Source organism: Pseudomonas sp. NBB, from assembly GCF_032701105.1.
GTDB classification, from domain to species: domain Bacteria; phylum Pseudomonadota; class Gammaproteobacteria; order Pseudomonadales; family Pseudomonadaceae; genus Aquipseudomonas; species Aquipseudomonas asiatica.
Window position 1 is genome coordinate 5213126 of sequence record NZ_CP103994.1, and the last position, 17403, is coordinate 5230528.

Sequence of the window (17403 nt, forward strand, 5' to 3'; positions counted from 1 at the left end):
CGCTACGCGGCCCCCAGCCATTACCAGGTCAGGCAGATCTTGCCGAAATGCCGGTTGCTCTCCTGATAACGGAACGCCTCGACGATCTGCTCCAGCTCGAAATGCTTGTCCACCACCGGCCGCAGGCCGTTGGCATCGATCGCCCGCACCATCGCCTGCTGCTGGGCGCGGCTGCCCACCAGCACGCCTTGCAGGCGTATCTGCCGCACCAGCGCCTGCACCAGCGGCAACTGCCCGGCCACGCCGGTGAGGATGCCGATCAACGACACATGCCCACCAATGCGCGCGGCGATCATCGATTGCTCCAGCGTCGCCGGGCCACCCACTTCGATCACATGGTCGACGCCGCGGTTGCCGGTCAGCTCGCGCACTTTCTCACCCCACGCCGGAGTGCTCTTGTAGTTGATCAGGTGGTCGGCACCCAGGGCCTTCAGGCGCTCCAGCTTGGCGTCGCTGGACGAGGTAGCGATCACCGTCGCGCCGGCCAGCTTGGCAAACTGCAGGGCGAAGATCGATACACCGCCGGTGCCCTGCACCAGCACCGTATCGCCGGGTTTGAGGTGGTCGTCGCACATCAGCGCGCGCCAGGCCGTGAGACCGGCCGTGGTCAGAGTGGAAGCTTCGGCATGGCTGAAGCCCTTGGGCGCCAAGGTGAAGGCACTGGCACGAGCAGTGACCTGTTCACGGGCGTAACCATCGATACCGTCGCCGGGCACCTTGGCGAAGCCTTCCACATTTGCCTGGCCGTCGAGCCAGTCGGGGAAGAAGGTACTGACCACATTGTCACCGACCTGGAACTCGGTGACGCCGCTACCCACCGCGACCACTTCGCCAGCGCCATCGGCCATGGGGATGCGCCGCTCGCTCGGGCCCCACATGCCGCTGACAACGGCGAAATCGTGGTAGTTGAGAGAGCTGGCGTGCAGGCGCACGGTGATTTCACCGGCCTGGGGTGCGAGAGCCTCGCTGGTACCGACCTCGACCTTGTCGTAGCCGCCGCCGGGTTTTACGTAGATGGCCTTGCTGGTCATGGGTAGGTCTCCGTTCAGGGAATAGATTGGGGTTCAGCATAGACAGGTCCGGCCTCTTCGCGGGTGAACCCGCTCCCACAGGTTGAGTGCTGGACTTGAGCTCGGCGCGGTCCCTGTGGGAGCGGGTTTACCCGCGAAGAGGCCCGCACAGGCGACACAAAAACTCAGCCCAGCATCACCTTCAATGCCCGGCAATCGGCCGCATGCCAATCCACCAGTTCCGGCCACGGATTGTCCGGCAGGTTCACCAGCACCGTGCGCGCCCCTGCGGCACGCCCACAGTCCAAATCAAACCGGTAATCCCCCACCATCACCAGCTCACCCGGTGTCACACCCCAGGCATTGGCAATCTTCAGCAGCCCATCCGGGCTTGGCTTGGGCGCCGCTTCGTCACGCCCCAGAATGTGCTCCACCGGGAAGCAGTCCGCCAGGCCGATGGCCTCCAGCGTCACATGCGCCAACTCACGGGCATTGCGGGTCAGAATGCCCAGCCGGCAACCACGCTGGGCCAGTTCGCGCACCAGTTCCACCGCCCCGGTGGCCGCCGTGGAGGCAATCGCCAGGTCACGCTCGTGCTCCAGCAGCCAGGCATGCTTGGCCGCCGCCTCGTCCGCCGGCAAGGCTGCCAGGTGGGTGAGGATGTCGTGCTCGGCCGGGATATCCAGCGCTACGCGGATGGCGGCAAAATCGTGCACGGCCACGGTCAGGGTGCCGTCCATGTCGAACACCCAGTTGCGCACCTCGCCCAGGCTCATGCCCAGTCCTTGCGGTGGCGAATCAGGCCTTCCTGGCACGACGACGCCACCAGTTGCCCGGCCTGGTTGAAAATGCTGCCGCGGCAGAAGCCACGGGCATTGCCCGCCCAGGGGCTGTCGGTGGCATACAGCAGCCACTCGTCGGCACGCAGGTTGCCATGGAACCACAGCGAATGGTCGAGGCTGGCGATCTGCATGTCACGCTGCCACACCGATTTGCCATGGGGCAGCAACGAAGTGGTCAGCAGGCCGAAGTCCGAGGCGTAGGCCAGCAGGTATTTGTGCAGGGCGGGGATATCAGGCAGGTTGCCGTCGGCGCGGAACCAGGCGTACTTCACCGGGTCGCCAGCCTGGGGGTTGAATGGGTCGCGCTCGGTGACCGGGCGAATCTCGATCGGCTTGGCGCACAGCACCTTGTCGCGAATGCGCTCGGGCAACTGGTCAGCCATGGCCCGGGCCAGCTCGACTTCAGTGGGCAGGTTCTCCGGGCCGACCACATCGGGCATCTGCGCCTGGTGCTCGAAGCCTTCCTCGTCGTACTGGAACGAGGCGCTGCAGGTGAAGATTGGCTGGCCCTTCTGAATAGCCGTCACCCGCCGGGTGCTGAAGCTGCCACCATCGCGCACGCGGTCCACCGAATACACCACCGGCAGGCTGGCATCGCCAGGGCGCAGGAAGTAGCCGTGCAACGAATGCACATGGCGTGCATCCTCGACCGTCTGGCTGGCCGCCGACAACGATTGGCCCAGTACCTGCCCGCCGTAAAGCTGGCGAAAGCCCAGGTCCTGGCTGCGTCCACGGAACAGGTTCTCCTCGATGGACTCGAGGCTCAACAGGTCGACCAGGTCGTCCAACACATGACTCATCGGGGGTTCTCCGTAGGAGCGAGTCTTGCTCGCGATGCGCCGCCCAGGCGGCGCTCGATCTCATAGGCGCTGAACATCTTGCGGCAAGCGCCCTCCATTAGGGAAATGATACAGGGTTTGTCATTCGCGCCGGGCATTGCCATGCATTCAGGCGCGCAGGGTACGCTCCCAGTGAGCGCGGTCGATGCGGTACAGCACATGCGGGCGCAGCGGATGGCCCACGGGCAGGCGCGGGTGTTCGAAACTGCCATTCAGGTCCTGCTGCATACCGATGGCCTGCATGACCTTCTGCGAGGGCAGGTTGCTCTCGCTAGTGAACGACACCACTTCCTCCAGGCGCAATTGGGCGAAAGCACAGCGCAGGCATGTCCACGCCGCCTCGCTGGCGAAACCCAGGCCCCAGTGGCGGCGTGCCAGGCGCCAGCCGATCTCCACCGCCGGCGCAAAATCGGCATCGAAGCCCACGTGCAGCAACCCGGTCATGCCGATGAAGGCACCACTGTCCTTGCGCTCCAGAGCCCACAGACCAAAGCCGTACTCATTGAAATGCCCGCGCACGCGGCCGATCAGCGCGGCTGCCTCCAGGCGTGTCAGCGGCGCCGGGAAGTAGCGCATCACCTGCGGGTCGGCACACAGGGCGGCGAACTCGCGCAGGTCGTCGTCGTGCCATTGGCGCAGTACCAGCCGCGCGCTTTCCAGTTGCAGGATAGGGGTCATCGGGCGTGCTCCGGTTTTACCGTCTTGCAGTTTACAGCGTAGGCGCGGGTGCAGGTTTCACCCAACCGGCGCGCCCGAATGCAATTTTCACACGCCCTTCACCGCCGCCCGACAGGCCAGTTGGCAGGATGCCAGCCAACACCGCCGCGCCAGCCGCGACCATGCCAACGGAGCAACGCATGCTATCGAGCAACACCCTTGGACACCCTACCATCCACGCCCGGCGCAAGCGACGCCTGACCCGCAAAGCCCTCGGTGCCGCCCTTGGCCTGTGCATGGTCGTGGCGGCGTTGAGCACCTGGCTGGCGACGAGGACGCATATCGTGGACCTTGGCAACGAACGGCAATTGAGTGACAGCGGCCTGCTGCAGGACTGGGCCGACGGTGCGGTGATCGTGATGATCCGCCACGCCGAGCGCTGCGACAGCGCCCCCGGCCCGTGCCTGGACGACCCCACCGGCATAACGGTGGCCGGCAGCCAGGCTGCCGGGCGTGTTGGCCAAGGGATGCACCAGTTGGGCCTTAACAACGCCGATATGCTCAGCAGCCCGAAACTGCGCACACGGCAAACCGCGCATTTCATCCTTGGCCAGGCGGTGGCCAGTGAGGGCTGGCTGGAAAGCTGTGACAGCCAGTTCGCCAGCGAAGCGCTGGCACACAAACGACCGGGGCATAACCTGGTACTGGTGACCCACAACGGCTGCATCGACCATTTTGCCCGCCAGCAGAAAGTTGCGGGGGGTGAGCGTGAGAGCGGCTATGCCAGTGCGCTGTTCGTTTCGGTGGATGGCAATGGCAAAACACGCATCCTCGGCCGCCTGAACGAGCCGGACTGGCAACGGGTGCTGGCCAGTACCACGAAATAACGCCCCTCGTGGCATACACGCCCTGTAGGAGCGGCCTTGCGTCGCGAAAGGGCTGCGTAGCAGGCCCGGCAATTTGTGCATTTGCGCTGATACCCCGGGGCTGCTGCGCAGCCCTTTCGCGACGCGAGGCCGCTCCTACAAAGGCCGGTGCTGGCCAGGAGATTGATGCCTGGCAGGTTCTCCCACAGCAGTCTCCAGCCATGGCAAGATCAGCACTGGCCCCGATTGCGACCCCACCCATGCCGTTGCCGCTGATCTACCACGAAGACTACAGCCCGGAGTTCCCTGCCGAACACCGCTTCCCCATGGACAAGTTCCGCCTGCTGCACGACCACTTGATCGACAGCGGGCTGACCACCGACCAAGCCCTGCTGCGCCCGGACATCTGCCCCAACGACATCCTCGCCCTGGCCCACGACCGCAGCTACATCGAGCGCTACATGAACGGTGACCTGTCACGCGAGGACCAGCGCCGCCTCGGCCTGCCCTGGAGCGAGGCCCTGGCCCGGCGTACCGTGCGCGCCGTAGGCGGCTCGCTGCTGAGCGCCGAGATGGCGCTGCAGCAAGGCATCGCCTGCCACCTTGCCGGCGGCACCCACCACGCCCATTACGACCATCCTGCCGGCTTCTGCATCTTCAACGACCTGGCCGTGATCAGCCGCTACCTGCTGGAGGCTGGCCGGGTACACCGGGTGCTGATCTTCGACTGCGATGTGCATCAGGGTGACGGCACCGCGCGCATCCTGCACGACACACCAGACGCCATCACCGTGTCGCTGCACTGCGAACAGAACTTCCCGGCGCGCAAGGCGCAAAGCGATTGGGACATCCCCCTGCCCCGTGGCATGGGCGACATGGCCTACCTGAAGGTGGTGGACGACGCCCTCAACTACCTGCTGCCACTCTATCGACCCGACCTGGTGCTGTACGACGCCGGGGTCGATGTGCACAAGGACGACGCCCTGGGCTATCTGCAACTGACCGATGCAGGCGTTGCCGCCCGTGACGAAGCGGTGCTGCGCCACTGCCTGGGCCGCGACATCCCGGTGGTGGGCGTGATCGGCGGTGGCTACAGCAAGGACCGCGCAGCCCTGGCCAGGCGCCATGGCATCCTTCATCACAGTGCGGCACGCGTAATCGGTTGTTCACAATGACTGTGGAACCGCTTGTGGATAACCTGCGGGAAAGGCGCTGCAGCCCTTTACAGGCAAGGCCTGCAAAGCTCTGATCATTTTTTGAGCAGTGCTTCCACAGGCCGCGCTGCGCTAGAATGCGCCTCTTTTCCACAGCCTGCTTCCCACCATGCCTGATCTGAGCCCCGCCTCCCCTCCCCTCGCAGTCGTCATCGGCGGCGGCCCAGCCGGCCTGATGGCCGCCGAAGCACTGGCCCAGGCGGGCCTGGCGGTCGAGGTGTTCGATGCCATGCCTTCGGTGGGTCGCAAGTTCCTGCTGGCGGGTGTCGGTGGCATGAACATCACCCATTCCGAGCCCTACCCGGCGTTCGTCAGCCGGTATGCCGAGCGCCAGGGCGAAATCGCCGCGCTGCTGCACGACTTCGATGCCGACGCCTTGCGCCAGTGGATTCACGGCCTGGGCATCGAAACCTTCGTCGGCACCTCGGGCCGGGTGTTCCCCACCGACATGAAAGCCGCGCCACTGCTGCGCGCCTGGCTCAAGCGACTGCGCGACAACGGAGTAGTTATCCACACCCGTCACCGCTGGCTGGGCTGGAATGCCGAAGGTGCATTGCGGATTGCTTATCCACAAGGCGAGAGGCTGGTGAAGGCCGCCGTGGTGGTGCTGGCGCTGGGTGGCGGCAGCTGGGCGCGACTAGGCTCGGACGGTAGTTGGCAGCCGCTGCTCGCCGAACGGGCTGTGGATATCTCGCCCTTGCAGCCCAGCAACTGTGGTTTTGAAGTGGCAGGCTGGAGCCCGCTGCTCAAGGACAAGTTCGCCGGTGCGCCGTTGAAGAACATTGCCCTTAGCGTTCCTGGCAGCGTGCCGCGCAAGGGCGAGTTCATCCTCACCGCGCAGGGTGTGGAAGGCAGCCTGGTGTATGCATGGTCAGCGCCGGTGCGCGAGGCCATCAACCGTGAGGGCCACGGGGTGTTGCTGCTCGACCTGTTGCCGGACAAGCCTGTGGACAAGATTGCCCAGGCGCTGGCCAAACCACGGGGTTCGCGCTCCATGGCCAAGCACCTGCACAGCCAGCTGGGTATCGATGGGGTCAAGGCTGCGCTGCTGCGCGAGCTGACCGATCAGGCGACCTTTGCCGATCCTGGGGCCTTGGCGAGGGCGATCAAGGCATTGCCGATCACGCTGGTGCGCACGCGGCCGCTGGATGAAGCGATCAGCAGCGCGGGTGGGGTGCGTTTCGAGGGGCTGGATGAAGGCTTGATGGTCAAGGGCATGCCGGGGGTGTTCTGTGCAGGCGAGATGCTGGACTGGGAGGCGCCGACTGGGGGGTATCTGCTGACAGCGTGCTTTGCCAGCGGCTTGCGCGCCGGGCGGGCGGCGGCGGATTGGCTTAAATCCAAAGGTTGACACTGTCCCCTGTGGGAGCGGGTTTACCCGCGAACACGGGCGAAGCCCGTGCCATGCACCGATTCGCATTCTTCGCGGGTAAACCCGCTCCCACAGAGTCCGCGTACACTGCAAATCTACGGCTTACGCTTGCGCGCCCCACCATTGAAGCTCGGCACCTTGCGCACTGCCTTCACCGCCGGCTCCGCACTGCCTGATTCAGCGCTGTCCATCCAGCGCCCCAAGCCGCGCTTGGCGCTGTTTTCCTTCGGCTTCTTGGGCTTCTTCGGCTTCTTGATCACCTGGCCACTGGCGTCGGTCATCGGCACCCGGTGGTCAGGGATGAAGTCCGGCTCTTCATGACGCGGCAGGGTCTGCCGCGTCAGCACTTCGATCGCCGCCAGCAGCTGCACTTCATCGGCACACACCAGCGAGATAGCCTCGCCCTTGTTGCCCGCCCGCCCGGTACGCCCGATGCGGTGCACGTAATCCTCAGCAACGATCGGCAGGTCAAGGTTGACCACCAGCGGCAAGTCATCGATATCCAGGCCGCGGGCCGCCACATCGGTCGCCACCAGCACCTGGATTTCGCGGGCCTTGAAGCTGTCCAGCGCGCGCTGGCGAGTGGCCTGCGGGCGGTCACCGTGGATACCGTCGGCATTCACACCCTCGGCCAGCAAGCGCTCCACCAGTTGATCGACGCCATTACGGGTCTTGGCGAACACCAGCACCTGCTTCCAGCGCTGCTTGCGCAGCAGGTGGCAGAACAGGTCGACCTTGCGTTTTTTATCCACAGGCACCAGCCACTGCTTGACGCTGGTGGCCGTGGCATTGCGCGGGCTGACTTCGATGCTCAGCGGGTCGTTCAGGGCTAGCCCCGCCAGCATGCGGATCTGGTCGGAAAAAGTGGCGGAGAACAGCAACGTCTGGCGCTTGCGTGGCAGCGCGGCGTACACCGACTGCAGCTCTTCGGCAAAGCCCAGGTCGAGCATGCGGTCGGCTTCGTCCAGCACCAGGGTCTGCACCTGGTTGAACTTCACGGCGTTCTGCCGGAACAGGTCGAGCAAGCGCCCCGGGGTGGCCACCAGCAGGTCGACGCCACGGCGCAGGCGCATCATCTGCGGGTTGATGCTGACCCCGCCATACACCGCGTAGGTGCTCAGCGGCAGGTTCTCGGCATACTCGCGCACATTGTTGTGCACCTGCTCGGCCAACTCACGAGTGGGCACCAGCACCAGCGCGCGGATCGAGTTGCTGGCCACCTTTTCGCCTTCCAGCGCCAGGCGCTGCAGCACAGGCAGGGCAAAGCCCGCGGTCTTGCCGGTGCCGGTCTGGGCCGCGGCCATCAGGTCGCGGCCGGCCAGCACAGCGGGGATGGCCTTGGCCTGCACCGGGGTCGGGGTGGTGTAGTCCAGTTGCTGCAGGGTGCGCAGCAGCGGTTCGATCAGGCCGAGTTTGGCGAAATTCATGGCAATACCGTCAGGGGGTTCAGCGAAGGCGGCAAGTTTACCGCATCACCCCTGCCTACTTGCAGATTTCGCCTTTCAACGGCTGCGACGGCTCAGGTGCCTTGCGCCACTGCGGCAGGCCGATCAGCACCACCGCGCCGATGATCACCGCCATGGCCACACATTCTTCGGCACCAATCTGCTCACCGGCAAAGACGATGCCCAGCAGCACGGCCACCGCCGGGTTGACGTAGGCATAGCTGGTGGCAGCTGCGGGGCGCACGTGCTTGAGCAAGTACATGTAGGCACTGAACGCCAGGATCGAACCGAAGAACACCAGGTAGGCCAGTGCCCCCCAGCCGGCAGCGGTCGGCATCTGCGTCATGCGCTCGCCAGACAGCGCGCTGCCGAGCAGCAACACAGCGCCACCAACGAGCATTTCCGCGGCGCTGGCCATGGGCCCCTGGGGCAGCGGCAAGGTCTTGCTCCACACCGAGCCGAACGCCCACGACGCCGCCGCAAAGATGATCAGCGCCGCGCCAATCGGGCTTGCCTGAAGGTTGGAGCCCAGGTTCAGCAGGCCGATACCCACCAACCCGAGGGCGATCCCCGCCCACTCCAGCTTCGAATTGCGGTGCCCGAACAGCAGGCCGAACAGCAACGTGAACAGCGGCACCGTCGCCACCGCCAGCGCAGCGACGCCAGAGGCCACACCGGCATGCTCGGCCACGGTCACGCCGCCGTTACCACAGCTGAGCAGCAGGAAACCGATCGCCCCCGCAGCCCGCCACTGCGGCCAGGTCGGTGCCGGCACACCGCGCCAGCGCAAGAAGCCATACAGCAGGCCCCCGGCAATCAGGAAGCGCACCCCGGCCATGAGCATCGGTGGCCAGCTCTCGACGCCTATGCGAATGAACAGGTAGGTGGAGCCCCAGACCAGGTACAAGGCCAGGAAAGCGCCAATGAGCAACAACGGGAAGCGACGGGAGGCAGGCATGGGAAACACTCGAAATCCGTTTACGGGTGGCTTAGTTTAGAAAGGCCATCGTGTAAACTTAAGTTACAAAACAGCTTTAAATTACCCGAACACTTTGCATTGCATGGTTATTCGGATGCTTTTCAATCGAATCGAAACCAGGCAGGAATAACCCATGGACAAGTACGACCGCATGCTGCTCGCCGCCCTGCTCGACAATGGCCGCGCCACCTTCGCGCAACTGGCGCGCCAGGTGAACCTGTCGGCGCCGGCGGTGGCCGAGCGGGTGGCCAAGCTCGAGGCCAGCGGGGTTATCACCGGCTACCAGGCCAAGGTCGACATGAGCAAGATCGGCCTGCCGATCCAGTGCGTGATCGAACTGCGCCTGGCCAGCCACGGCAACCAGCAGGCCTACGAAGCGTTGACCCAGATCCCCCAATTGACCGAATGCCATCGGGTAACCGGCGACCCCTGCGTCATCATGCAGGCAGCGGTGGGTTCGATGCCGGAGCTGGAAGAGCTGATCAACCGGGTCGCGCAGTTCGGCTTCAGCAAGACCTCGATCATTCTCTCAAGCGCTGTGGAGCGGCGGGTACCGCTGGGGCAACTGGAGAAGAAGCCCTAACAGTACCTGGCCAGAGCTTCACGAACCTTGGCGGCCGGGGTTTTCTGCAGGCGGCAGAGCAGGTCGTGCGAAAGCTGCTGTACACCGTGGCTCTGGCGCAGCACGCCAGCCAAGTGTTGCAGCAGGTTGGCGGCCATTTCGGCATCGGCCATGGCACGGTGCGCGGTACCGGTATCCGGCAGCCCGGCCCAGCGGGTCAAGGTGCCCAGCTTGTGGTTCGGTGCCGCCGGCAAAAGGCGCCGTGACAGCAGCAGGGAACAGGCGAAGGCCTGGCTGCGGCTACGGCCGATGCGGCTCAGTTCGTAGTCCCAAAACTTCTGGTCGAAGGCGGCATTGTGTGCCAGCAGCGGGGTACCACCAACGAACTCGGCCACTTCGTTCATCACCTTGTCCACCGGCGGCGCACTGCGCAGCATGGCGGTGGTGATGCCAGTGAGCCCGGCGACGAAGGCCGGTACCGGCACGCCCGCGTTCATCAAGCTCTGATAGCGCTCGACGATGCGCCCGCCCTCCAGCATCACCACCGCCACCTCAGTGGCGCGGCAGCCGGCGCCGGGGCTGATGCCGGTGGTTTCAAAGTCGATGACAGCGATACGTTCCATGAAAAATCTCAGTGTTTTAGCAACAGCGCACCCTCGATGGGCACATAACGGGTGGCGGCACGGATCAGCGACAGTGCGGTAAGCCCGGGCACACCATACACCACTGCCTCGGTGCCATGGCGCTGTATCACCCGCTCCAGCAGCAGATCGAAATCGCCGTCGCCGGAGGCCAGTACCACTTGGTCGACGCGGCTGGCGGCGTCGATCACATCCAGGGTAATACCCACATCCCAGTCACCTTTGGCCGAGCCATCGCTGCGCTGGATGAAGGGCTTGAGGCGCACATCGAAACCGAGATTGCGCAGGATCTGCTGGAACTGCTGCTGCTTGCTGTCGCCCCGGTCGATGGCATAGGCCACGGCCTCGACGATCTGGCCTTCGCGGCTGACATCGGCCCACAGGGCGGTGTAGTTGAAATGGCAGCCGTGGGCCTGGCGCACGGTGTAGTAGAGGTTCTGCACATCGGCGAACAGCGCGATCTTTTTCACCTTGGAACCCCTTGGTCGGCCTGGAATGCTGGGGGCTGCCTTGCAGCCCTTTCGCGACACAAGGCCGCTCCTACAGGGGTTCGCGTACCCTTGCAGGAGCGGCCTTGCGTCGCGAAAGGGGCGCAAAGCGCCCCTAAAATTGCCAGCAGTATGCCAGACCTGTCAGACGTACGAATCGTCGTCCGAGAAGAACCCGCCATCATCGCTGCCATAATCGCTGTCGGCATAACCACCCTGGTCGCTGCCCCAACCACTGTTGTCAGCCACCTGCTGCTGCGCCCCCGAGTCGTTCCAGCCTCCGCTGTCGCTGGCAGGCGCCGGCTCTTCCTTGATCACCTCTACCACCTCCTCCGGCTGCGAGTTGTGGTTGAACAGGCTGCTGATGCCCTGCGCCAGCAACACACCACCCGCCACACCGGCCGCAGTCTGCATCGCACCGCCGAGGAAGCTGCTGGCACCACTGCGTGCCGGCGCAGCACCGAAGCCAGGCTGCTGCACTTGCGGCTGGGAAAAGCCCGGCGCCAACGGCTCACGCCAGCCACCGCCAGATGCCACGGGGGCTGCAGCGGGACGCTGCGGTTGCACGGCCGGGGCCGCATTGCGCCCAGACGAACCAAAGATGCTGGACAGGAAACCACCACCGCCATTGCTCGGCGCGCTGCCGGCACGGGCGGCCTCGGCCTGGGCACGGGCCTGCTTCAGTTCGGCTTCCAGTTGCTTGTTCTGCTCGTCGAGGCGCTTGATCGCAGCCTCCTGCACCAGGATCGCCTGGGCCATGTAATAAGGCGCCGCCGGCTGCTGACGCACATGTTCCTCGATGCATGCCTGGGCCTGCGCATCACGTGGCTGGCTCGGGTCTTCGGCTTGCTTGAGGCGGCCGAACAGGCCGTCGATCAGGGTTTGTTCTTCAGTATTCATGGGGCGACCTCGTGGGGTAGCGGACAACGGACAGCGTCAAAGATGGGGCGTACAGGCGTGGGATTCAATCACCGGCGGCGTGAAACTTTTTTCAGCAAGTGACAGCCCCAGGCCTGCTTTGGGCTAAAGTTATGCCCCTGTTTTTACTGCCATGCGATGTAGACCGATGAACCCGCTGAGCGTCCTGCGCGACTCCCTGTACTTCTTCCGCCGCCACCTGCCGAACATCCTCCAGCTGTGCCTGCCGCTGGTGGTGCTGGAAGCCTTGCTCACCCAGCTGCTGTACCGGCAGATGGGCGACCAGGCATCGCCGGCCTACGGCATGCTGATCAGCCTGCTGTTCTACCCGCTGTACAGCGCCGCGCTGATCTTGTACCTCGACACCCGCAGCAACGGCCAGGAAATCGCCAAGCGAGACCTGTTCGCCCGCGCCGTGCAACTGTGGCCGCAGCTGGCCCTGCTGATCCTGATCAGCTCGCTGCTGATCATGGCCGGCCTGGCGCTGTTCATCTTCCCGGGCGTGTGGATCATGATCAACCTGGTGTTCGCCGAGTACCTGCTGGTACTGCGCGGCCTGCCGGTGGTGCAGTCGATGCGCGAGAGCGCACGCATGACCACCGGACACTTCATGCGCATCATGATCTGCGTGCTGGGGGTGCTGGCACCGATCTGGCTGATCGACGGGCTATTGCTGATGGCTTTTCCCGAACCCGCAGCGGGTGCCCAACTGGCCATGGACAGCCTGAGCGGCTTCCTGCAGCTGTTCAGTACCGTGGTGCTGTATCGCCTGTTCATGCTGCTGGAAGGTGAAGCCGGGGCTTGAGGCGTCTGGGAAAATCTTCATTCTGCTCGCACGCCCGACGGTGGCATTAGTGTAAACACACCTTCAATGCCATTAGAGGAAAACGTCATGGAGCAAACAATCAGCACTCAATATGCCGAATCGTTTCGAGGCCGGCTTTTAATGCGCCTCGACGATGGTTATGCCAATACTCGGCTTAGTCGTAGTGGCGACAAAACTGATGATAGTTTCTTTGATTTCTCCCCTGGGGATGATTGGTTAATATTGGGCGGACGCACGCTGCCGCCACTGTTGGAGTTCCGTTATATCTCCAAAACCGAAGATCGCCTGCATTATCACATCCACCTTTGGGGACAACCAGACAAGAAGTTGGGTGTCAGCCGCAATGGCTACCTCGGCTTCTACAAGTATGCCGAAGTCACCGATTACTGGGTGATCGAGCCGCTGCACCTGCTCAATGGATCTCTCATCTGTCATCTGCGAGACCAAAGCGGGCAGAGCGTGGGCGCCATTGACTACAAACGAGACGAGTACCAAGAAACGTTAGCCCCGCTGAATGTCAAGAAAGGTCAGATCGTCACCTTCGACCTGACGAAATATTAATTCATAGGGAGCACATCGATGAAGCGCACATATATTTGGGCTTCTTAGCCTTCACAAATTTTCTTTGGCCGAATCACATGATTCATGAAGACAGCCAGATCTCTAACCCTCTGAACAAGGCAACCGATCTGGCTACCGCTCTGCGTCACATTCAAGTGCCGCGCGGCTTCGCCCGCGCGGTCGCATCGGCCACCAAGGGGTCATCCGGCCAATAGTGCTTGGGATAACGCCCTTTCAAATCCTTCTTAACCTCGGTATACGTCGTGCGCCAGAAGTTGGCCAGATCCTGGGTCACTTGTACCGGCCGCCGTGCCGGTGACAACAAATGCAACTTCACTTGCTGACGGCCTTGGGCAATACGCGGAGTATCGGCAAGGCCGAAGAGTTCCTGCAGACGCACGGCGAGAATCGGTGGGTTTTCACTGTAGTCCAGGCGAATGTTCGAGCCGGAGGGCACCGCCAGATGCGCCGGTGCCCATTCGTCCAGGCGCTGGGGCAATGGCCAAGGCAGCAGATTGCGCAAGATCGAGGACACATCCAGGGCGGCGAAATGGCTCAGCCGCGAGACCTTGCCCAAGTATGGCTGCAGCCAGTCTTCCAGGGTCGCCAGCAGCGCTTCGTCCCCCAGGTCAGGCCATTCGCTTTGCCCCTCTTTGTCCAGATCAAGCTGACGTAACAGCGCCACCCGCGCTTGCCATTGGCGAAGTTCCGGGGTCCAGGTCAACAGGTTCAGGCCCTTGCGCCGCACCAGGCCAAGCAACGCTTTGGCGCGGGCATCGTCATCCAGGTTGGGTAACGGTTCACGACCCAGCACCAGCTCGCCGACCTTGGTCTGGCGTTCGGCACGCAGCACCTGCTCACGCTCGTCCCAATCAAGAATATCGACTCGCTCGACCTGTTCGGCCAGCACGCCCTCGAACAGCGCCGGATCGAACTCGGCGGCCAGATAGATGCGTTCTTCGCGCTGGCCCTGGCGGCTGCCCAGGTCGGCGATCACCAGCCACGGGCACTTCATCAGTGCATCGACTTCGGCAAACAGCGCCGCCCGGCCGTTCGCCAGCCGATATTCCGCCCCCCCTTCGCGGCGCTGCTGAGCGACGCGGTCGGGATAGGCCAGCGCCAGCAGCGCGCCCAGCCAGCGCGGGTGATCAGGGTCCACAACCGGCGCGCCTGGTTTGCCACGCAGCAGACCACGGTACTGGCGGGCCAATTGGCGCGCACGCTGCACACCACCGTGGCTGCCACGGGCGGCCCTGCTCTCGCCACTGACCAGCGCCAGCCGGCTGTGCAAGTCGGCGCCACCGCCGCGCTGGATATCCCGCTCGCCCAGCAGCGCAGCCACATCACAGGCCATCTGTGCCAGGCCCAGGGCCTGGCCGCGCAACAGCAAATGCGCAATACGTGGATGCGCGGGCAGCTCGGCCATGGCCAGGCCGTGTTCGCTGAGGTTGTCACGGCTGCCGGGCTTGAAGGCATTGAGCCGTGCCAGCAGGTCCTGGGCCTGGGTGAAGGCAGCAGTGGGGGGCTGGTCGAGCCAGCGCAGCTGCTCGGGCGTAACGCCCCAGCGTGCCAGTTGCAGGGCCAGGCCGGCCAGGTCGGCCTGCAGGATCTCGGCGCTGCCGTGTGCGGCCAGCTGGTCATGCTGGGCCTCGGACCACAGGCGATAGCACACGCCGGGCTCCAGGCGGCCAGCACGGCCAGCGCGCTGAGTGGCACTGGCGCGAGAGATACGTTGGGTGTCCAGACGAGTCATGCCGCTGCCGGGGTCGAAACGCGGTACCCGGGCCAGGCCTGTGTCGATCACCACGCGCACGCCGTCGATGGTCAGGCTGGTCTCGGCAATGTTTGTGGCCAGCACCACCTTGCGCAGGCCCTTGGGCGCCGGGTCGATGGCCGCACGTTGGGCGTCGAGATCGAGCTCGCCATGCAGCGGGCAGAGCAGGACCTCGGGACGCTCGCCCAACGCTTCCTGCAGGCTCTGGTGAACCCGGCGGATCTCGGCCTGACCCGGCAGGAATACCAGCAAACTGCCGGTCTGGTCAGCCAGTGCCTGCAACACGCTGTCCACTACCCGAGGCTCGATGAACTCACCCGCCTGGAAAGGCCGCCCCCAACGGATGTCGACGGGGTGCATGCGGCCTTCGCTGCTTACCACCGGGGCATCATTCAGCAGCCGCGAAAGTCGCTCGCCCTCCAGGGTCGCGGACATCAGCAAAACCTTCAGCGGCGGATCGTCCCGCAGCAATTCCCGGCCATTCAGGCTCAATGCCAAGGCCAGGTCGGCATCAAGGCTGCGCTCGTGAAATTCGTCGAAGATCACCAGCCCCACACCCTCCAGCGCCGGGTCGGCCTGCAGGCGGCGGGTGAGGATGCCTTCGGTCACTACCTCGATGCGGGTTTTCGGCCCGACCTTGCTGTCCAGGCGGATGCGATAGCCAACGGTCTCGCCGACCTTTTCGCCCAGTTCGCTGGCCAGGCGCTCGGCCGCAGCCCGCGCTGCCAGGCGGCGGGGCTCGAGCATTAGAATGCTCTGCCCGGCCAGCCACGGCTCGTTGAGCAGCGCCAGCGGCACGCGGGTGGTCTTGCCCGCACCAGGTGGCGCCTCGAGCACCGCTTCGTCACGGTTATCCAGGGCCTGGCGCAGGGCGGGCAAGACAGCATCGATCGGTAATGAAATCATGGTGGTCCTCGAACAGTCCCGCGAGTATAACGGCGAACCCACCCTGCTCTATCATGGTCTTAGCTTCAGGTGCAGGCGCTTCGCTTGCCCTGCTGGATACCTTTTCGGAGATTTACATGCGCATCCCAACCCGCGTCATTGGTGGCGCCCTCATCGTCACCTTGCTGACCCAACTGACCGCCTGCGGCACCATTCTCTACCCGGAACGGCGCGGCCAGATCGGCGGCAAGATCGACCCAGTGGTTGCCGCAATGGATGCCATCGGCATCCTGTTCTACGTGATCCCGGGGCTGATCGCCTTCGGTATCGACTTTGCCACGGGCGCCATCTATTACTCAGGCGGGCGATCCGCCCAGGTTGACCCGGTCAAGCTGCGTGAAGCCGTGAGCCCCGATGGCAAGGTCGACAACCTGAAGTTGCAGGCCATTCTGGAAAGCGAACTGGGCCAGCGCCTGCCGCTGAACGACCCACGGCTGATCCAGCATCGCGGCAGCATCGAGCAGTTGGCCAGCCTGGGCCTGGTGCCTGCAGCCTGAAGCCTGAAGCACAAGGACACTACCCACGGATGATGACCACCCCGGCTGAACACCAGCGCCTGTTACGCCTGGCCACGCGCGCATCGCTGGCGGTGGCCAGTATCCTGGTCCTGAGCAAGGCGCTGGCCTGGTGGCTGAGCGGCTCGGTCAGCCTGCTGGCCGGGCTGACCGACTCGGCACTGGATGCCGTTGCCTCGTTCCTCAACCTGCTCGCCGTGCACTATGCCCTGCGCCCGGCCGACGACGACCACCGATTCGGCCATGGCAAGGCCGAAGCCCTGGCCGGTATGGCGCAGGCGCTGTTCATCGGGGTCAGTGCGGTGCTGATCGGTGTGCAGGCGGTTGAACGCCTGCACACCCCGCAACCCTTGGGCGATACCGCCGTCGGTATCGGGGTAATGCTGCTGTCGCTGGTGCTGACCCTTGCCCTGCTGGCACTGCAACACAAGGTCATCCGCCTGACCGGCTCCACGGCGGTGCGGGCCGACTCCCTGCACTACCGCTCGGACCTGCTGCTCAACGGAAGCATCCTGCTGGCCCTGCTGCTGGCACGCTTTGGCTGGCCGCAACTGGATGCGCTGTTCGGCCTGGGCATCGCTGTCTATATCCTTTGGAGCGCGCTGCAGATCGCACGGGAAAGCACGGCCATCCTGATGGATCAGGAACTGCCCGGCGATGTCGGCGAGGCCATGGCTGCGCTGGTGCTGGCCATTCCCGGGGTCAAAGGCGTGCACGACCTGCGTACACGGGTGTCGGGCAACCAGTGGTTCGTGCAGTTGCATCTGGAGATGCCGGGACAGTTGCCGCTGCATGAGGCGCATGCCTTGTGCGTGGAGGCCTCGAAGGTGATCCGCCAGCGTTATCCACAGGCGGATGTGATGGTGCATGCGGATCCGGTGTGAATCAGTGAGCGTAACTGTAGGAGCGGGTTTACCCGCGAACACCGGCACAGCCGGTGCCATGCACC

18 protein-coding genes are annotated in these 17403 nt (G+C 64.3%); 8 read left to right on the plus strand and 10 right to left on the minus strand.

Features of this window, described 5'->3' with window-relative positions:
* Positions 1-20: 20 nt before the first annotated feature.
* The 4 genes from NY023_RS24105 to NY023_RS24120 all read right to left on the minus strand — a co-directional run bounded on the left by NY023_RS24105 (position 21) and on the right by NY023_RS24120 (position 3369).
* On the minus strand, positions 21-1031 hold the full coding sequence (locus NY023_RS24105; protein WP_013974313.1) for a zinc-dependent alcohol dehydrogenase family protein: 1011 nt from the start codon (positions 1029-1031) through the stop codon (positions 21-23).
* Between the two features lie 164 nt (positions 1032-1195).
* Positions 1196-1786 carry an HAD family hydrolase gene (locus tag NY023_RS24110; protein WP_013974314.1) on the minus strand — a complete coding sequence of 197 codons (591 nt, stop codon included), beginning with the start codon at positions 1784-1786 and terminating at the stop codon, positions 1196-1198.
* Entirely contained in the window at positions 1783-2652 is an 870-nt protein-coding gene (gene tesB, locus NY023_RS24115; RefSeq protein ID WP_015271912.1) for an acyl-CoA thioesterase II, read from the minus strand. Before tesB ends, NY023_RS24110 begins: the two co-directional genes overlap by 4 nt.
* Positions 2653-2799: 147 nt before the next feature.
* A complete protein-coding gene (locus tag NY023_RS24120; RefSeq protein WP_013974316.1) occupies positions 2800-3369 on the minus strand; it encodes a GNAT family N-acetyltransferase in 570 nt (189 codons plus the stop codon).
* Positions 3370-3548: 179 nt separating this feature from the next.
* On the opposite strand from NY023_RS24120, the gene NY023_RS24125 reads away from it, so the two are divergent.
* The 3 genes from NY023_RS24125 to NY023_RS24135 all read left to right on the plus strand — a co-directional run bounded on the left by NY023_RS24125 (position 3549) and on the right by NY023_RS24135 (position 6779).
* The gene (locus NY023_RS24125) at positions 3549-4235 is read left to right on the plus strand and encodes a phosphohistidine phosphatase (protein WP_013974317.1); all 687 of its coding nucleotides are present in this window, start codon (positions 3549-3551) and stop codon (positions 4233-4235) included.
* 239 nt (positions 4236-4474) lie between these two features.
* Entirely contained in the window at positions 4475-5389 is a 915-nt protein-coding gene (locus tag NY023_RS24130; protein WP_013974318.1) for a histone deacetylase, read from the plus strand.
* 148 nt (positions 5390-5537) lie between these two features.
* The gene (locus tag NY023_RS24135; protein WP_023662019.1) at positions 5538-6779 is read left to right on the plus strand and encodes a TIGR03862 family flavoprotein; all 1242 of its coding nucleotides are present in this window, start codon (positions 5538-5540) and stop codon (positions 6777-6779) included.
* Positions 6780-6895: 116 nt separating this feature from the next.
* On the opposite strand, the gene NY023_RS24140 is transcribed toward NY023_RS24135, so the two are convergent.
* Both NY023_RS24140 and yedA read right to left on the minus strand, forming a co-directional pair.
* On the minus strand, positions 6896-8227 hold the full coding sequence (locus NY023_RS24140) for a DEAD/DEAH box helicase (protein ID WP_013974320.1): 1332 nt from the start codon (positions 8225-8227) through the stop codon (positions 6896-6898).
* Between the two features lie 55 nt (positions 8228-8282).
* Positions 8283-9203, minus strand: coding sequence for a drug/metabolite exporter YedA (gene yedA, locus NY023_RS24145; RefSeq protein WP_013974321.1), 921 nt, complete (start codon positions 9201-9203; stop codon positions 8283-8285).
* A 154-nt stretch (positions 9204-9357) separates the two neighbouring features.
* Here yedA and NY023_RS24150 point away from each other — a divergent pair, with 154 nt between their 5' ends.
* Entirely contained in the window at positions 9358-9807 is a 450-nt protein-coding gene (locus NY023_RS24150; protein ID WP_013974322.1) for an Lrp/AsnC family transcriptional regulator, read from the plus strand.
* Here NY023_RS24150 and NY023_RS24155 read toward each other — a convergent pair.
* The 3 genes from NY023_RS24155 to NY023_RS24165 form a co-directional block, all read right to left on the minus strand.
* The gene (locus tag NY023_RS24155) at positions 9804-10409 is read right to left on the minus strand and encodes a PolC-type DNA polymerase III (protein WP_013974323.1); all 606 of its coding nucleotides are present in this window, start codon (positions 10407-10409) and stop codon (positions 9804-9806) included. The genes NY023_RS24150 and NY023_RS24155 overlap by 4 nt on opposite strands.
* Before the next feature lie 8 nt (positions 10410-10417).
* Complete coding sequence (locus NY023_RS24160; RefSeq protein WP_004576858.1) at positions 10418-10897, minus strand: NYN domain-containing protein; 480 nt, start codon at positions 10895-10897, stop codon at positions 10418-10420.
* Positions 10898-11059: 162 nt separating this feature from the next.
* Positions 11060-11815 carry a DUF2076 domain-containing protein gene (locus NY023_RS24165; protein ID WP_013974324.1) on the minus strand — a complete coding sequence of 252 codons (756 nt, stop codon included), beginning with the start codon at positions 11813-11815 and terminating at the stop codon, positions 11060-11062.
* Between the two features lie 166 nt (positions 11816-11981).
* On the opposite strand from NY023_RS24165, the gene NY023_RS24170 reads away from it, so the two are divergent.
* Together NY023_RS24170 and NY023_RS24175 are read left to right on the plus strand one after the other, a co-directional pair.
* The gene (locus NY023_RS24170; RefSeq protein WP_013974325.1) at positions 11982-12638 is read left to right on the plus strand and encodes a YciC family protein; all 657 of its coding nucleotides are present in this window, start codon (positions 11982-11984) and stop codon (positions 12636-12638) included.
* Between the two features lie 87 nt (positions 12639-12725).
* A complete protein-coding gene (locus NY023_RS24175) occupies positions 12726-13220 on the plus strand; it encodes a hypothetical protein (RefSeq protein WP_044039894.1) in 495 nt (164 codons plus the stop codon).
* 151 nt (positions 13221-13371) lie between these two features.
* On the opposite strand, the gene hrpB is transcribed toward NY023_RS24175, so the two are convergent.
* Positions 13372-15900, minus strand: a complete 2529-nt coding sequence (gene hrpB / locus NY023_RS24180) for an ATP-dependent helicase HrpB (protein ID WP_013974327.1) — start codon at positions 15898-15900, stop codon at positions 13372-13374.
* A 116-nt stretch (positions 15901-16016) separates the two neighbouring features.
* Between hrpB and NY023_RS24185 the strand changes: the two genes are divergently transcribed.
* Positions 16017-16436 carry a hypothetical protein gene (locus NY023_RS24185; RefSeq protein WP_013974328.1) on the plus strand — a complete coding sequence of 140 codons (420 nt, stop codon included), beginning with the start codon at positions 16017-16019 and terminating at the stop codon, positions 16434-16436.
* A gap of 29 nt (positions 16437-16465) precedes the next feature.
* Complete coding sequence (locus tag NY023_RS24190) at positions 16466-17338, plus strand: cation diffusion facilitator family transporter (protein WP_013974329.1); 873 nt, start codon at positions 16466-16468, stop codon at positions 17336-17338.
* The last annotated feature ends 65 nt before the right edge of the window (positions 17339-17403 follow it).

Coding starts and splice junctions, on each gene's coding strand:
- NY023_RS24105 (WP_013974313.1), bottom strand. CDS start 1,031: ATGACCAGCAAGGCCATCTACGTAAAACCCGGCGGCGGCTACGACAAG.
- NY023_RS24110 (WP_013974314.1), bottom strand. CDS start 1,786: ATGAGCCTGGGCGAGGTGCGCAACTGGGTGTTCGACATGGACGGCACC.
- NY023_RS24140 (WP_013974320.1), bottom strand. CDS start 8,227: ATGAATTTCGCCAAACTCGGCCTGATCGAACCGCTGCTGCGCACCCTG.
- NY023_RS24170 (WP_013974325.1), top strand. CDS start 11,982: ATGAACCCGCTGAGCGTCCTGCGCGACTCCCTGTACTTCTTCCGCCGC.
- NY023_RS24185 (WP_013974328.1), top strand. CDS start 16,017: ATGCGCATCCCAACCCGCGTCATTGGTGGCGCCCTCATCGTCACCTTG.
- NY023_RS24190 (WP_013974329.1), top strand. CDS start 16,466: ATGATGACCACCCCGGCTGAACACCAGCGCCTGTTACGCCTGGCCACG.
- NY023_RS24125 (WP_013974317.1), top strand. CDS start 3,549: ATGCTATCGAGCAACACCCTTGGACACCCTACCATCCACGCCCGGCGC.
- NY023_RS24150 (WP_013974322.1), top strand. CDS start 9,358: ATGGACAAGTACGACCGCATGCTGCTCGCCGCCCTGCTCGACAATGGC.
- hrpB (WP_013974327.1), bottom strand. CDS start 15,900: ATGATTTCATTACCGATCGATGCTGTCTTGCCCGCCCTGCGCCAGGCC.
- NY023_RS24130 (WP_013974318.1), top strand. CDS start 4,475: ATGCCGTTGCCGCTGATCTACCACGAAGACTACAGCCCGGAGTTCCCT.
- NY023_RS24165 (WP_013974324.1), bottom strand. CDS start 11,815: ATGAATACTGAAGAACAAACCCTGATCGACGGCCTGTTCGGCCGCCTC.
- NY023_RS24155 (WP_013974323.1), bottom strand. CDS start 10,409: ATGGAACGTATCGCTGTCATCGACTTTGAAACCACCGGCATCAGCCCC.
- tesB (WP_015271912.1), bottom strand. CDS start 2,652: ATGAGTCATGTGTTGGACGACCTGGTCGACCTGTTGAGCCTCGAGTCC.
- NY023_RS24135 (WP_023662019.1), top strand. CDS start 5,538: ATGCCTGATCTGAGCCCCGCCTCCCCTCCCCTCGCAGTCGTCATCGGC.
- NY023_RS24120 (WP_013974316.1), bottom strand. CDS start 3,369: ATGACCCCTATCCTGCAACTGGAAAGCGCGCGGCTGGTACTGCGCCAA.
- yedA (WP_013974321.1), bottom strand. CDS start 9,203: ATGCCTGCCTCCCGTCGCTTCCCGTTGTTGCTCATTGGCGCTTTCCTG.
- NY023_RS24175 (WP_044039894.1), top strand. CDS start 12,726: ATGGAGCAAACAATCAGCACTCAATATGCCGAATCGTTTCGAGGCCGG.